The organism is Streptomyces sp. YIM 130001 (genome assembly GCF_003574445.1).
Classification (GTDB): domain Bacteria; phylum Actinomycetota; class Actinomycetes; order Streptomycetales; family Streptomycetaceae; genus Streptomyces.
The window spans coordinates 214051-229067 of record NZ_KZ984558.1; the positions used below are offsets into that span (position 1 = coordinate 214051).

At 69.4% G+C, this 15017-nt stretch carries 16 protein-coding genes; 7 read left to right on the forward strand and 9 right to left on the reverse strand.

Annotated features, from left to right (window positions below; genetic code table 11):
* Positions 1-203: 203 nt before the first annotated feature.
* The 6 genes from DSC45_RS20805 to DSC45_RS20830 all read right to left on the reverse strand — a co-directional run bounded on the left by DSC45_RS20805 (position 204) and on the right by DSC45_RS20830 (position 5089).
* Entirely contained in the window at positions 204-1319 is a 1116-nt protein-coding gene (locus DSC45_RS20805) for a sugar ABC transporter substrate-binding protein (RefSeq protein ID WP_119293149.1), read from the reverse strand.
* Between the two features lie 349 nt (positions 1320-1668).
* Positions 1669-2040, reverse strand: coding sequence for a hypothetical protein (locus DSC45_RS20810; RefSeq protein WP_119293150.1), 372 nt, complete (start codon positions 2038-2040; stop codon positions 1669-1671).
* Positions 2041-2132: 92 nt separating this feature from the next.
* A complete protein-coding gene (locus tag DSC45_RS20815) occupies positions 2133-2561 on the reverse strand; it encodes a roadblock/LC7 domain-containing protein (protein WP_119293152.1) in 429 nt (142 codons plus the stop codon).
* Between the two features lie 37 nt (positions 2562-2598).
* Complete coding sequence (locus DSC45_RS20820) at positions 2599-3372, reverse strand: transcriptional regulator (RefSeq protein ID WP_119293154.1); 774 nt, start codon at positions 3370-3372, stop codon at positions 2599-2601.
* Positions 3369-3803 carry a hypothetical protein gene (locus tag DSC45_RS20825; RefSeq protein WP_119293156.1) on the reverse strand — a complete coding sequence of 145 codons (435 nt, stop codon included), beginning with the start codon at positions 3801-3803 and terminating at the stop codon, positions 3369-3371. The genes DSC45_RS20820 and DSC45_RS20825 overlap by 4 nt, the downstream gene beginning before the upstream one ends.
* 212 nt (positions 3804-4015) lie before the next feature.
* Positions 4016-5089 carry an alpha/beta hydrolase gene (locus tag DSC45_RS20830; RefSeq protein WP_162929286.1) on the reverse strand — a complete coding sequence of 358 codons (1074 nt, stop codon included), beginning with the start codon at positions 5087-5089 and terminating at the stop codon, positions 4016-4018.
* A 565-nt stretch (positions 5090-5654) separates the two neighbouring features.
* Between DSC45_RS20830 and DSC45_RS20835 the strand changes: the two genes are divergently transcribed.
* A complete protein-coding gene (locus DSC45_RS20835) occupies positions 5655-6842 on the forward strand; it encodes a S1 family peptidase (protein ID WP_119293160.1) in 1188 nt (395 codons plus the stop codon).
* A gap of 45 nt (positions 6843-6887) precedes the next feature.
* Here the strand turns inward: DSC45_RS20835 and DSC45_RS20840 are convergent, their stop codons facing one another.
* From DSC45_RS20840 to DSC45_RS20850, 3 genes are all read right to left on the reverse strand, one after another.
* Positions 6888-7202, reverse strand: coding sequence for a nuclear transport factor 2-like protein (locus DSC45_RS20840; RefSeq protein WP_119293303.1), 315 nt, complete (start codon positions 7200-7202; stop codon positions 6888-6890).
* Positions 7203-7232: 30 nt separating this feature from the next.
* Positions 7233-7997 (reverse strand): SDR family oxidoreductase, encoded by a 765-nt coding sequence (locus DSC45_RS20845; protein ID WP_119293162.1) that lies wholly within the window; start codon positions 7995-7997, stop codon positions 7233-7235.
* A 177-nt stretch (positions 7998-8174) separates the two neighbouring features.
* The gene (locus DSC45_RS20850) at positions 8175-9065 is read right to left on the reverse strand and encodes a helix-turn-helix domain-containing protein (protein ID WP_119293164.1); all 891 of its coding nucleotides are present in this window, start codon (positions 9063-9065) and stop codon (positions 8175-8177) included.
* A gap of 168 nt (positions 9066-9233) precedes the next feature.
* On the opposite strand from DSC45_RS20850, the gene DSC45_RS20855 reads away from it, so the two are divergent.
* The 6 genes from DSC45_RS20855 (at position 9234) to DSC45_RS20880 (ending at position 14976) form a co-directional block, all read left to right on the forward strand.
* The gene (locus DSC45_RS20855; protein ID WP_119293166.1) at positions 9234-9971 is read left to right on the forward strand and encodes a DUF1684 domain-containing protein; all 738 of its coding nucleotides are present in this window, start codon (positions 9234-9236) and stop codon (positions 9969-9971) included.
* 95 nt (positions 9972-10066) lie between these two features.
* On the forward strand, positions 10067-11581 hold the full coding sequence (locus DSC45_RS20860) for an ABC transporter substrate-binding protein (RefSeq protein WP_119293168.1): 1515 nt from the start codon (positions 10067-10069) through the stop codon (positions 11579-11581).
* Positions 11581-12546, forward strand: a complete 966-nt coding sequence (locus tag DSC45_RS20865) for an ABC transporter permease (RefSeq protein WP_119293170.1) — start codon at positions 11581-11583, stop codon at positions 12544-12546. Before DSC45_RS20860 ends, DSC45_RS20865 begins: the two co-directional genes overlap by 1 nt.
* Positions 12543-13418 carry an ABC transporter permease gene (locus DSC45_RS20870; RefSeq protein ID WP_119293172.1) on the forward strand — a complete coding sequence of 292 codons (876 nt, stop codon included), beginning with the start codon at positions 12543-12545 and terminating at the stop codon, positions 13416-13418. The genes DSC45_RS20865 and DSC45_RS20870 overlap by 4 nt, the downstream gene beginning before the upstream one ends.
* Positions 13415-14215: an ATP-binding cassette domain-containing protein gene (locus DSC45_RS20875; RefSeq protein ID WP_119293174.1), complete on the forward strand. Its 801-nt coding sequence runs from the start codon at positions 13415-13417 to the stop codon at positions 14213-14215. Before DSC45_RS20870 ends, DSC45_RS20875 begins: the two co-directional genes overlap by 4 nt.
* Complete coding sequence (locus DSC45_RS20880) at positions 14212-14976, forward strand: ABC transporter ATP-binding protein (protein ID WP_119293176.1); 765 nt, start codon at positions 14212-14214, stop codon at positions 14974-14976. The genes DSC45_RS20875 and DSC45_RS20880 overlap by 4 nt, the downstream gene beginning before the upstream one ends.
* Positions 14977-15017: the final 41 nt, after the last annotated feature.

Sequence of the window (15017 nt, forward strand, 5' to 3'; positions counted from 1 at the left end):
GCCCGTCTGCGCACCACCCCGTACCGCTTGATCCACCAGTAAGCACCGGCCGAGGGACGGCCCCGGACCCCCGCCTCCAGTGGGCAACGCCCGGCCCGCCCCTCGGCCTCGCTCGTCATCCGGCCTCGCTCGTCATCCGCAGAGCGTGCCCACACGGCGCGGAGCAGCGGCGTACGAGCCTCGCGCGCCTGCCGCCAGGCCGGTCAGTCCAGACCGATCGCCGCGCAGTCAGCCTTGAACTCGCCCTTGCAGATGTCCCGCACCTTGTAGATGCCGTCCTTGATCACCGTGGACTTGATGGTCTCCTGCGTGAGCGCACGGACCTGCACGAGATGCGTCGGGATGTTCTCCTCGGACTCGCTGTCCGTGGTCTCTCCCGCAAACGCCTCGAAGGCGATCATGCGGTTCTGCGCGATCGACACGGCCATCTCGGCCGCCGCCTCCGCCTGCTTCGGATACGGCTTGTACACGGTCATGTACTGCTCGCCGGAGACGATGCGCTGGACCGCCGGCAGCTCCGCGTCCTGACCGGTGACCGGCGGCAGCTCGGTGAGACCCGCGGACTTCAGCGCCGAGATGGCACCCCCCGCCATTCCGTCGTTCGCCGAGTACACACCGGCTATCTCGTCCGCGCCGAGCGCCTTGATCGCCTCCGACATGTGGGCCCGGGCGCGCGCCGGACTCCAGCCCTGGGTGTCGTACGACTTGGCGACCTGCACGGTGCTGTTGAGCACGGAGAGCGCACCGCGTTTGAACACGGCAGCGTTCGGGTCGGTCGGTGCGCCGTTGATGACGACGATCTTGTCCTTCTTGCTTCCGCCGCCGTCGAGCGCCTTCAGTAGTTCCCGGCCCTGCAGTTCCCCGACGAACTCGTTGTCGAACGTCACGTACCCGTCGACCGGGCCCTCGGCGAGCCGGTCGTAGGCGATCACGTGGATACCGGCGGCCTTGGCCTTCTTGACCGACCCGGCGACGGACTTGGCGTCGACCGAGTCAAGGATCAGCGCGTCCACCTTCTGCGAGATCATGCTGGTGATCTGGGCGCGCTGCCGGGCGGCGTCCGCACCCGCGTTCGCGTACACCACCTCGCCGCGCCCGTCGGTGAGCTTCTTGACCCGCTTCTCGATGATCGGCCGGTCGAACTTCTCGTAGCGAGTGGCTTCCTTCTCGGGCAACAGCAGGCCGATGCGCACCGCCTTCCCTGCCGCCGACCGCGAGGGCTCGTCGTCCGAGGGGAGTACGGAGCCGCTGCAGGCGGCGAGGGAGAGGGCCAGCACACCGGTTACGGCCACGGTGGTGGACCGTCTCTTGCACTTCATTCTTTGCGCCTTTCCTGGCGTGATCACTCTCCTGTGGAGACCGGTGTGGCTGAAAGCAAAACCTCAGGTGAACGACGCGTCAAGGAGTTGAACCCCATAGAGATGGAATTGATCCCCGGCGTTCCACCCCTGAACAAGGGCGCGCGGCCCCTGTGAAGGCGCTGGACGCACGAGTTCAGGCCCGCCGAAGACGCGTGCGGACGGGCCTTCGGTCGTCCTCGCAAACACGCGAGCGGGCCGGCCCGGATGTCCCGGGCCGGCCCGCTCGAGGCGCCGAACGCGCCGTCGGGGTGCGGCACTTGCGCCCTCGGCCGGAGCGCCGAAGCGTGTATGTGCGCCGAACTGTCGCTCAGACCTCCAGGCTGTCCTCGATGCGCTTGAGCTGATGGCGGGCCATCGCGAGGTTCGCCCGGTCCTTCTGCAGCGCGAGGTACAGGAAGAGCCCGGCACCGCTGCGGTTCTTGAGCAGTCGGATGAGGTGGTACTGGCTGCCGAGCGTGATCAGGATGTCCTCGATCTCGTCCTGGAGGCCGAGGTGCTCCATCGTACGGACCTTGGCCCGCACCACATCGGTGTTCCCCGCCGCGGCGACGGTCAGGTCGAAGTCCTTGCCTCCCCCGATCGTGCCGAGCGCCATCCCGCTGGTGTAGTCGACGAGTGCGGCGCCGACGGCACCCTCGATGGCGACGGCTTCCTTGAGTGCGGTTTCGGTGTTGGACATGGCTGGTGCGCGTTCCTTCCGTTCGTCGGGTGTGCTGCTCGTGGTGCTCTGTGCGGGTACGGACTGTGGTGTGCGGGTGCGGCGGGCAGCGATCACGCCTCCTGGGGTCGATCGAGGGCGGTGTCGAGCAGCTCACCGATCCGGGCGCCGGAGCGCCGGGCCTCGAGGTGCAGCCGACCGACATTGATGCGTTCGTCGGCGAGCAGGGTCAGGACTGCCGAGCGGCCTGCGGCGTAACTGGCGACATAGCCGTGCTCGCCTCGCACGAGGAGCTCGCGGAAGTCGCCGCGGCCGGTGGCTTCGGTCAGCCGCAGCGCCACACCGAGTGCGGCAGCCGTGAGGGCGGCGACCCCCTCCGCCTCCCCGCTGTCCGAGGCGATCACCAGGCCGTCGGTACTGGCCGCGAGTCCGCCGGTGAGCTGCGGGACGCGAGCCCGAAGGCGTTGCAGTTCGCCGAGCACGTCGGCCTCGGCGGTCATGAGCTGTCTCCTCTCGGCGCGCAGCCGCAGCGCGCGCCTCATGACGGATCGCGCGGGGCCCGGCGGGTCGGCCGATGGGTCACAGGTGTGCCTCCAATGCGTCGCGGAGCCGGCGTAACAGGGCGACGTCCGGGTCGTCGGGGAACGCCGCGACCCAGCCGGGCAGCTGTGCGGTCGGCTCCGCCACGGGTGCGGACGGCGTCTCGACGAGTCCCGCGGCGGCCATCCGCCGCACGTCGAGAAGGGTGTGAAAGGCCGGGCGGCCGAGCAGCCGGGCGATCACGGTGGGTGTGCGTTCCCCGTCGGCGAGAGCGAGGAGCGCACGCTGGCGCGGAGCGGCCACGGGCGCATCGGGCAGGGCCGCGGGCCGAACCGGCGCGGAGTCGATCTCGGGGTACGGCCACACGGCGTCGAGCAGCTCCCTGCGGCGCCGCGCCTCACGGGCGACGTCCGTCGCCGCCACCGGCCGGACCCGGCCGAGCCAGTGGGCCACGCCGTACCGGAAACGTGTGGGCCCGCTCGCCGGGGCGAGGGTGAAGTAGGCGGCGTCGTGCAGCGCGCCCAGATGGCAGATCTCCAGTTCGCCGTCGGCCAGTTGACCGCTGTCGACGAGGAACCGGCCGACCTCGCGACGCGCCCCGGCCTGCTGCACCGCCTCGTCCCAGCCGGTGCGGGCGAGCCGGCCGCCGGCCGTGAGGAGCACGTCGATCCCGGGGGCGGCCGGGCTCTCGGCGTGCACCACCTGCCCGTCGGCCAGATAGAGGACGCCGTGGTCGCGTACGAGGACTCCGGTCGCGCCCTCGTCGGCGAGCCGGGCGAGCATCGGGGACACCGCGCCTGCTGCCGAAGTCATCCGAGTACCAGGCGGTCGGCGAGATCGGCCATCCGCAGTCGGGCCAGCGCCAGGTTGCCGGTCTCGCGATCGAGCCAGAGGTGCAGAAAGACGCAGCTGTCGAAGCTGGTCTCCACGAACCGCATCAAGTGGTATGCGGAGCGCGTGGTGACGATCAAGTCCTCGACCGGCAACCCTTTCGGCGCCTTGGTGTCGTCAGCGCCCGCATCACCGGACGGGGGCGGGGCTCCGGGCGACTCCGCCGTGAAGGACCGGTACTCGGCGGCCATGCGCGCAAGTTCCGCCGTTTCGGCGGCAGTTGCCTCCCCGTCGCCACCGGGGCTCTCGCCGGCCGCACCGAGAGCCAGACCGCTGGTCCAGTCCACGATGGACGCCCCCAGTGCGCCGGGCACATCCATCGCCTGCACCAGGCACGCGTCGATTCCGGGCACCCGAAAACTCCCCTCCCCACTCCGGCGCCGGGCACGCTCGGCCGCGTGCCGGTAATCGGGACGTTACGCAACGTGCGGAGAACTGGGGGAAGTTCTGGCAAATTCATTTGGAACATGCCCGTAGTCGATAGGGTTCCGTATCGACCCCTGCCCGGGCGCACCTTCCGCCTCCGCGTGCTGCCGTTGCACCGGAGCAGGGGCGGCCGCCCGACTCAGCCGGCGAGCGAACCGTTGAAGAGGCTTGCCAGTGCGGTCCGTTGAGCCGCCACGGACGCCACGGGGTCGACCGTTCCGATGAGCGACTTGACCACATCCCCCGGCAGGTCGAGTGCGTCGGCGAGTTGGGGGATCAGCACCTGCGAATCGGTGAAGCTGCCGTGCGCGGCGCCCCGCAGCTCCTTGCTGCGGTGCGGTCCCGTGCTGTGGCGGACCAGCTCGCCCCAGGACGGCACGGTGTCCGGACTGTGGCCGTCCTTGCCGTAGAGCAGGAACGGCCGGTCCACGCCGTCCAGGGCCACACTCGCGTAGTGCCCCGGCTGTGCGTCCTCCTGTACGAAGGCGAGTACGCCGTCGAGGTCGGCCGCAGCCCGCACCCGCCGGTCGTCGTGCATCCACTGCAGCGCGGCGAACCCGCCCGCGGACTGGCCGTAGGCACCCACCCGTGAGAAGTCGGCGACTCGACGCAGCTGCGGAGGCAGGGCGGAGCGCAGGGCATCGAGGACGAAGCGGAGGTCCGCGACCCGTACCCCGAGGGTCTTCTTCAGCAGGGCCCGTACGCGCTCCTCGTCGCCGCCCGTGGCCTCGAACTCCGCCAGCAGGCAGGTGCGTTCGACCCGGCCGCCCGGAAACTCCACCGCCGAGGCGTCGTACGTGTGGTCCACCACGACCACCAGGAAACCGCGCGAGGCCAGATCGTCCGCCGTCGTCGTTCCGTACGTGCGGGGGTCCATGACGCCGGGGGAGTAGAGCACCACCGGCAGCGACTCCGTCCCGGCGTGGACCGGAGCCTGTTCGTGTGCGTGGGTGAGTGTCGCCGCCCAGTCCACACGGTCCGCAGGCACATCGGCCAGGTTGTTGAGCTCGGCGAAGCCCGCTGCCGCGCCCGGCTGCATCTGCGCGGCCCGCGGGTGGCCGTGCACCGCCCGTGCCGGATAGCGCACGTCCACCATCAACTCCCGCTGCGGGCGGTCGGGCATCCACGGATCGCGGCGAGCCCGGTCCACCAGATGCGCCGAGACCGTACCCACGGGGTGCCGGCCGCCAGGAGCGGTCAGTTCGAGCCGCACGCCGCGACTCCCCTTCCTGCGGGGGGACTTCCGGCTGGACCCTCCTTCGCTTCCCAAGGCGGAGTGGACGGGTGCGGCGACGGCGAGGGCCCCGGCTGCGGCGGTGAGGAGGGCGGTGCGGCGGGTCGGCATTTTCGGGTCTCCGATGCGTGGGCGGTGCGAGCGGTCGAGGTCTTGGCAGGTGCCGGTTCGTCAGATGCCTCGGCATCTCGACGACCGTCCTCGACAGGTTCTCGCCCGCCGGTGCGAAGATCCATCCGGTCAGCCGGTGGACGGCTCTGGGGGATTTCCCCCACGCTGCACCCCGCACGGTTCCGGGCGCGGCCGCCACCGTAGGTCTGGACAAAGCCGCTCACGGGTGCTGTTGTATCTGATGCGCCGTGATACTCCGGCGTCGGAGGGGGAGTTGGCCTCCTCGTGTCGGCTCGGCCCGTTCCTCCGTGCCCTCTCGCAGTTGCGCTCCCCAGCACCGGAACCGTGGCCCGACGTACCGCGCCGGGCCGTCTCGCACGTATCGCCTGAGAGCGCTCTCAGGCGATGGGCGCCTCGGCGCCCGCAGCACCTGATGTTCCTCCCCACGACCACGGAACAACAGAAGGGCCCACAAGTGAGACGTACCAAGGGATTACGAGCAGGTCTGTCCACGCTGCTGTTGATCGCCGGCACTTGGGGCGGCGCGACGGCGCTCGCTCCGGCGGCCGCGGCCCAGCCGGCTCCGGAGTTGTCCCGCGGCCTGGAGGCCGCCATGGCAAGGGACTTGGGGCTCACCCAGACCCAGGCCCGTGACCGTCTCGCCGCCGAGCGCGAGGCGGCGGCGGTGGAACGCAAGGCCGAGGCGTCGGCCGGTGCGACGTACGCGGGTTCCTGGTTCGACGCGAAGAGCGAGCGCCTCACCGTCGCACTGACGAGCAGTCAAAAGGCAGAAAAGATTCGCCAGTTGGGTGCCACGACCCGCATCGTCGAGCACACCGCCGCGGACCTGGACGCCGCCAAGGAGCGCATCGACAGGATCGACGCGCCCTCGGCGGTGAGCGGCTGGCAGGTCGACCCGAAGGCGAACCGGATCGTGGTCGACGTCGTCGAGGGCCGCGAGGGCTCCGCCTCCGTACGCGCCTTCCTCGCCAAGGCCCGCGACGCAGGACCCCTGAAGGTGGAATCCGTGCCCGAGGCGGCCTCCACCTTCGCCGCCGGCACCGTCGGCGGCGACCCCTATTACACGGGCAACGTCCGCTGTTCCATAGGCTTCTCGGTACACGGCGGCTTCGTCACCGCAGGACACTGCGGCGGCGCGGGCGCAGGAGTACGAGGCTGGGACGGGTCCGACATCGGAACCTTCCAGGGTTCGTCCTTCCCCGGCGACGACTACGCCTACGTCAGCGTCGGCAACGGCTGGTGGACCGAACCGGTGGTGATCGGCTGGGGAACCATCCCCGACCAGTTGGTACGCGGCTCCGCGGAGGCACCGGTCGGCTCGTCGATCTGCCGCTCGGGTTCGACCACGGGCTGGCACTGCGGCACCTTGCTCGGCACCAACGAGACGGTCAACTACTCGGACGGCGCGGTCGTCCACGAGCTGACCAGAACCAGCGTCTGCGCCGAAGGAGGCGACTCGGGCGGCTCGTTCATCAGCGGCGACCAGGCCCAGGGCGTCACTTCCGGCGGCTGGGGCGACTGCAGCAGCGGCGGCGAGACCTGGTTCCAGCCCGTCAACGAGATCCTCGGACGCTACGGTCTGACCCTGCACACCGCGTGAGACCCGGCAGGAGTGCCTCCCAACAGGCGTGTGGCAGAGGCCCGTTCAAGCCTGCCCGGTTTCGAAACGGCTCACCTTCCCGTCGCTGACGAAGAAGGTCCAACGGGTACGCATACTGCCCCACGTGGCGTTGGTGTACGACGCAGTGAGTGAACGGCCGTCCGACGCGACCGAGTCGACGTCGAGGCGGCCGTTCGCCGTGAAGATCTCCTTGTCGACCCAGCTGGTCAGGTCGCGGTCACTGCCGTCGTCGGACATGGTGGCGTCCGGCGTGAGTGCCGCGAAGAAGGCGTCGCGGTCGCCGGAGTTGACCGCGTCGACGAACGCGGCCACAGCGGGGTCGTTGATTTCGGTGCTCACGGATTCCTCCATCGGTGAGGGGTGGGGCGGTCAGCGAGTGGTGTATCCGCCGTTGAGGAAGATGGTCTGGCCGTTGGCCCACCAGCCGTCGCTGAGCAGCAGTTTCACCCACGGCACAATGTCCTCGATCTTCGTCAACTCGCCGTTCATGGCAGAGGACTTGTGGAATGCGATCGAGGCGTCGTCCTCGGCCGGGTAGAAGAACGGGGTGTCCATGGGTCCGGGCGCGATGTTGTTCACCGAGACGCGCCGGCCGAACAGCTCCTTCGACAGGGCGCGGGCGAAGTGCTCGACGGGTGCCTTGCTGCCGGCGTACGACGAGTAAAGGCCCGTGTAGGCGGCGAGCAGTGAGGTGAGGATCGTGACGATCTTCCCGCCGTCCTCGATCCGGCGTGCCGCCTCGCGCATCACGAAGAACGCGGCCTTGGAGTTGACCGCGAACATCCGGTCGTACTCCTCCTCCGAGATCTCCGTGAGCGGCTTCTTCAGGACCATGCCGGCCGTGTTGACGCTGTAGTCGAGGCGGCCGAACCGGTCCACCACCTTGTCGAGGGTGCGTTCCACTTCGGACACCACGGTGAGGTCCGCCTGTACGGCGAAGGCCTCGCCCGGTCCGGCGTTGATCTCGGCGACGACGTCCTCGGCCTTGGCCCGCGAGGAGTCACTGTTGTAGTGCACCGCGACGCGTGCACCTTCCTCGCCGAGTGTGGTGCTGATCAGTGCGCCGAGATTGCGGGACGCGCCGCCGACGAAGGCGACCTTTCCACGCAGCGACTTCTGCGCTGTGTCTGCCATTGCGGACTCCTCCATGCACGGGTGGGGGTGACGCCGCCTCCGGAGCCGGCCGGAGGCCGTGCCACTGACCCTCCCAGCATCGGTATCGAGCCGCCTGTCGATCTTGAACGATCCGATCGCCCGTGGAACGGACCGCTCACGCACTGCCCGAGAGTCGGATTGCCCGGACACGACGGCCTACGAAGAGCTCCCGCCGGCCCCGCGCCCCGCCTCCCGCAGCATCCGCGGAGTGGCCCCTTCATGCCGCCGCATGGTCCGCGTCAGATGCGACTGGTCCGCGAAACCCGCCTCGACGGCGATCTCGGCGATGGAGCGGCTGCTGCCGAGCAGTTCCCTGCGGGCGTGCTCGAGGCGGCGCTGCATCACATACCGGTGCGGGGACTCTCCCGTGGAGGCACGGAAGACCCGGGTGAAGTGCGATTCGCTGACCCCGGCGACCGTAGCCAGGTCGGCCAGGGTGACCCGCCGCGACAGGTTCGCGTGGATGAAGTCCACGACTTCGCCGAGCCGGCGCGGTGCCAGACCCCCGTCGCGTACGGCCGCGGGGCCGCCGTCGCCCGCCACGCGCAGCATCACGGCCGCGGCGGCCTGCACCAGTGACTGTGCGTACAGCGAGTCCGCCGGCCCTGGACCCGCGTACTCCGCGACCAGTCGCTCGAGCAGCAGTTTCAGAAGCGGATCGGTGAAGTGGTACCGCGGCAGAATCTCCACCGGAGCCCTGGCGCCGCTCTCGGCCGCCAACTTCTCCAGCCACACCGGATCGATGCCGAGCAACAGCAGTTCCACGTCGTCCTGCCAGCGCGGCCGCGATGCCCACCCGGCCGGATTGACCAGCACGTCACCGGCGTGGAATCGCTCACGCCGTGCGGCACCATCGGCGGACCAGCGGAGATTCGACGATCGCCCGGTGTGCATCAGCAGGACATGGACGGGCGGACCGACCGGGGGAGGAGTCGAATCCGCGATCCCCGCAGCACGTTCCACCGACCGCTCGGCCACCGCGTGCCCGAGGTCGGCGCCGCTGCCCTGCAGGCAGCGCAGATGTGGCTTGATGTGCGATGCGCTCACCGTTCCAGTATCGCGCTGCACCGGCGTACCGCAGCGAGTTCGGAAGTTCTGCTCCCGCGGGCGCAATTTGACATTAGCGCGCCTTATGGAAGATAAAGAGATACCTTTGAGGTTGGCTTCACCCACCGTGACACCCATGGAGACGGCAGCCGGCCCGCGCTTACGTGAATGAGTGAGACCGTGCACGACGCCACCGCCCCGAACCAGCCCGTCGACGGCACGCGGGCCTGGGAAGCGTGGCGCGCCGAACGGCACCGCTCACTCACCGCACCCACCGGCAACCTCGCCCTCGTCGAGACCCGCTGGATCCCCGACGGCCGACGGCCGGATCTGGACGCGGAGCGCGCCGCGCGGCCCGACGGCATCACCGTCACCTCCGTCGAGCGCACAGACCTGGTGACCGGCGAGCCCGAGTACGGTCTGCGCGTCTGGGACGCGCACTCGTCCGCGATCGAGCACTTCCGGCACACCGAGGTCTTCCCCTACGACCCGGACTGGGTGATCGACGCCTCGTACACGCCCGTGACCGGCGCGCGCACCGTGGCATTCGAGCACCTCAGGGACAACGGCGGCACCCGGCAGAAGGTCGTCCCCGGCGACATCGCCCTCACTCTCGACGGCCGCGACCACACCCTGAGCGCCTTCGACGACGACGGCACCCTGCTCCTCGTCTTCGGCGACCCCACCAACGGCACATCGACGTATGGCGCCGGGCGCTTCCTCTTCGTCACCCACGCCGGACCCGGACGCGTGACCCTGGACTTCAACCGCGCCTTCGTACCGCCCTGCGGCTACTCCGACCAGTACAACTGTCCGATGCCGCCGCGGGAGAACCGCCTGCACCTGCCCGTCGAGGCCGGTGAGAAGCGCCCCGTCTTCCGCGACGGCTTCCCCGCGCAGTCCTGACCGCCCCGCACCCCGCCTGCCGCCCCGAGCCGGGCGACCGACCGTACCGCCACGGCCCACCTCCGTCACCGCCGCACGAAAGCGCGAACCCCGCCATGAGCCTGAACAAGACCATCCGCTATGCCGGCACCACCACCGCGGCCCTCGCCCTGACCCTCACCGCCTGCGGCGGCACCGGCACGAGCGGCGGGGGCGGAAGCCACGACAAGAACGCCACCGTGAACATCGGCTCGCTCTACGAGCCGCAGAACCTCGACAACACCGCCGGCGGCGGCCAGGGCGTCACCGAGGCTCTCAACGGCAATGTCTACGAAGGCCTGTTCAGGCTCACCGACCAGGGCAAGGTCGAAAAGCTTCTCGCCGAGGACCACAAGGTCAGCGACGACGGCCTCACCTACACCTTCACCCTGCGCGACGGCGTCACCTTCCACAGCGGTAAGGAACTCACCAGCAAGGACGTCAAGTACAGCCTGGAGAAGGTCATCGCGAAGGACTCCCAGTCCGCACGCAAGACCAACCTCGAGGTCGTCAAGTCCGTAGGGACCCCCGACGCCCGCACCGTCGAGGTCAAGCTGAAGAAGAAGTCCATCTCCTTCATCTACAACCTGTCCTACGTCTGGATCATCAACTCCGAGGCCAAGAGCCTCAAGACCAGCGAGGACGGCACGGGTCCCTACCGGCTGAAGAAGTGGACCCGCGGCTCCGCCCTCAGCCTCGACCGCCACTCCGGCTACTGGGGCGACGCCGCCGCCAACAAGCAGGTCGTCTTCCACTACTACAAGGACGCCACGGCGCTGAACAACGCACTGCTCACCAACGCGGTCGACGTCGTCACCAGCGAGCAGTCGCCCGACGCGCTCGAGCAGTTCAAGAGCAACCAGAACTACAAGGTCAACGACGGCAATTCGACGACCAAGCTGCTCCTCGCCTTCAACAACCGCGCCAAGCCGTTCACCGACACCAAGGTCCGCCGGGCGGTCTCCGCGGCCATCGACGACAAGAAGCTCCTCGACTCCGTCTGGGGCGGATACGGCAAGCCCATCGGCTCCATGGTCCCGCCCACCGACCCCTGGTACGAGGACCTCACCGACGTCAACGCCCACGACGTCAAGAAGGCCAAGAAGCTGCTCGCGGACGCCGGTTACGCCAAGGGCTTCAGCTTCACCCTCGACACCCCCAACTACGACCCTCACCCGACCGCCGCCACCTTCATCAAGTCGCAGCTCGCCAAGGTCGGCGTCACCGTCAAGATCAACACGATCACGCCCGACGAGTGGTACACGAAGATCTACAAGAACCACGACTTCACCGCCACCCTCCAGGAGCACGTCAACGACCGCGACGTGGTCTGGTACGGCGACCCCGACTTCTACTGGGGCTACGACAACAAGCAGGTCACCCAGTGGGTCGACGAGGCCGAAGCGGCCTCCAGCACCTCCGAGCAGACCGCACTCCTCAAGAAGGCCAACCGCAAGACCGCCGAGGACGCCGCAAGCGACTGGCTGTACCTCTACCCGCAGATCGTCGTCGCCTCCACCAAGCTCTCCGGCTACCCGCTCAACGGCCTCAACTCCCAGTTCTTCGCCTACGACATCAAGAAGACCGGCTGATGCTGCGCTACCTGCTGCGCCGCTTCGTCTTCCTGCTCGTCTCGCTCGCCCTCGCGAGCGTGGTGCTGTTCGTGTTGCTCCGCATGCTGCCCGGTGACCCCGCCAACGCACTGACCTCGGTCGGCGCCACACCCGAGCAGATCGAGGCGGCCCGGCACTCCATCGGCTCCGACAGGCCCCTGCCCGAACAGTTCGTCCACTGGATCGGACAACTCACCCGCGGCGACCTCGGCACGTCCTTCGTCAGCTCGCTGCCCGTCGGACCCGAAGTCACCGCCCGTCTCGACGTGACCGTGCCCCTGACCCTCGCGGCCTTCGTCCTGGCCGTCGTCATCGCCGTACCCGCGGGGTTCATCGCCGCCCGCAAGCGCCACACCTGGTACGGCGCTCTGCTCAGCGGAGTATCCCAACTCGGCATCGCCATCCCGGTGTTCTGGCTCGGCATGATCCTCATCGCCGTCTTCGCCCTCAACGCCGGCTGGCTGCCCGCCGGCGGCTTCCCGCAGGACGGCTGGGGCGAACCAGCCCAAGCGGTCCGTTCGCTCGTCCTGCCCGTGCTCACCATCGCCCTCGTCATGAGCGCCTCCCTGATCCGCTACGTCAGATCCGCCACTCTCGACGTTCTGGACAGCGACTACCTGCGTACCGCCCGCGCGCTGGGCTCGTCGTTCTCACGTGCCATGTGGCGCCACGGACTGCGCAACGCCTCCGTGCCGGTCATCTCCGTGCTCGGCATGGAACTCGCCTCCACCCTGCTCGGCGCGGTCGTCGTGGAATCCGTGTTCGCCCTTCCCGGACTCGGCTCGCTCCTCGCCACCGGAATCGCCCAACACGACTACCCCGTCATCCAGGGCGTGCTGTTCGTGTCCACCCTCGCCGTGCTCCTCATCGGCTTCACCGCCGACCTCGTACAGCGCATCGTCGACCCACGGCTGCGCGGCCGGCTCTCGGGAGGCGCCCGATGAAACCCACCGCGGACCTCCTCGCTCCCGCATCTGAGCCGGTCACCGGGCGACCGCGAACTGGCCGCTCCGGCACGCTCGTTGTCGGCGCCGTCCTCACCGCGGCGATCGCCCTGTTCGCTCTGGTCTCTGTGCTCTGGCAGCCCTACGCGTCCGACGACACCAGCGGCGGACGCCTCACCGGTCCCAGTGGCGACCACCTCCTCGGCACCGACAAACTCGGCCGCGATCTCTTCACCCAGCTCATGACCGGCTCCCGTATCGCCTTCGAAGCGGGCCTCGGCTCGGTGCTCATCGCCGCCACCCTCGGCATCACTCTCGGCGTTCTCGCGGCCTTCGCGCAGGGCTGGCTCGACGACACACTCTCGGCGCTCCTCGACATCCTCATCGCGTTCCCGACGCTGCTCCTCGCGATGCTCATCGTCGCCGCACATTCCGCCACCCTCGGCTCCGCAGTCCTCGCCATCGGGCTCGCCCAGAGCGCGGTCGTCGGCCGCCTCGTACGGATCCTCGTCAAGCGGGTGCTCGCGCAGGACTACATCACCGCCGCTCGCACCTCCGGAACCTCCTGGCCCCGGACCGTCGTCGGCCACGTCCTGCCCAACATCTGGCCGACGCTCGTCGTCAACCTCGCCCTGCAGTTCGGCCTCGCCGTCCTCGCCGAAGCCGGGCTGTCCTACCTCGGCCTCGGCGCACCGCCCCCCAACGCCTCCTGGGGCGGCATGCTGCAGGAGGCACAGGCCACCTTCACCACCGCACCCGCAGGCGCCCTCGCCCCCGGCGTCCTGCTGGTCCTGCTGGTCATCGGTGTCAATCTGATCGCCGACGGCCTGCGTGACACCCTCGACCCGGCCACCCGGCAAAGGCGCTCATGACACTCCTCGACATCCGCGACCTCACCATCCGCACCGAGGCCGGACACACCCTCGTCGACCACCTGTCCCTGACCGTCGCCCCGGGGGAACGCCTCGGCCTCATCGGCGAATCCGGGTCCGGCAAGTCCCTCACCACTCTCGCCGTCCTCGGCCTCCTGCCCGACGGCATGTCCGCCACCGGCAGCATCGAGCTCGCCGGCACCCAGGTCATCGATGCCACGGAACGGCAACTCACCGCCGTACGCGGTCGGGGCGCCGCCATCGTCTTCCAGGAGCCCCTCACCGCACTCGATCCGCTGATGCGCATCGGCAAGCAGATCGCCGAACCACTCACCCGTCAACGCGGTTTGCACGGCGCCGAGTTGAAGAAGGCCGTACGTGACGCCCTCGACCAGGTCCGGCTGCCCGACCCCACGCGCATCGCCCGCGCCTTTCCGTACGAGATCTCCGGCGGACAACGCCAGCGCGCGGCCCTCGCCATGGCACTCGCCTGCGACCCCAAGCTCCTCATCGCCGACGAACCCACCACGGCCCTCGACGTCACCGTCCAGTCCGACATGCTCGACCTCCTCGACGCCCTCGTACGGGAACGCGACATGGCCGTCCTCTTCGTCAGTCACGACCTGGCCGTCGTCGCCCGCATCACCGACCGCGTACTCGTCCTCCAGCGGGGCCGCACGGTGGAAGAGGGCGACATCCACACGCTCGTGCGCCACCCCCGCGAGGCGTACACCCGGCAGCTCGTGGCCAGCGCCCGCCAACTCGAGTCCGCCCTCGACCTCGGGAGCACGCGATGAGCCCGGTACTGGAACTCGACTCCGCCGGCTACGCCTACCGCGGACGTCGCACACCCGTCGTCGAAGACATCTCCCTCACCGTCGAGGCAGGCCGGAGCCTCGCCCTCGTCGGTGAATCCGGCGCAGGCAAAACCACCCTGCTCCGCCTGCTCCTCGGCCTCAACCGGCCGACCACCGGCACCGTCCGCTTCGACGGGGCACCCCTCAACCTCCGTGACCGCACCCAGATGCGCGGCTTCCGGCGCAGTGTGCAGTGCGTCTTCCAGGACCCGTACTCGTCCCTCGACCCCCGGCAGCGCATCGGCACCCTCGTCGCCGAACCTCTGCGCTCACTGGGACTCGACACCCGCCGCACCGCCGAAGCCAAGGTCGAAGACGTACTGCGGCGGGTAGGCCTGCCCGCCGATGCCGCAGACCGCTACCCTCGTGAGTTCTCCGGCGGGCAACGCCAGCGCATCGCCATCGCCCGAGCCACCGTGTGCGACCCCCGGGTCCTCCTCGCCGACGAGCCCGTCAGCGCACTCGACGTCACCACGCGCGTCAAGGTGGTCGACCTGCTCGCCGAACTCCAGCGGGAACAGGGACTGACACTCGTGATGGTCTCGCACGACCTGTCCGTCGTCGCCTCACTGTGCGCACGTACCGCGGTGCTCGAAGGCGGCAGGATCGTCGAGCAGGGCGACACCGGTCAGGTGCTCGGTTCTCCCGCACACCCCTACACCCGCCGCCTCGTCGAGAGCGTGCCGCGGCTCCCTGCCTGACCCGCCGCCGTCACACCTGGCCGGGGCGGGCGTCCGGGCCC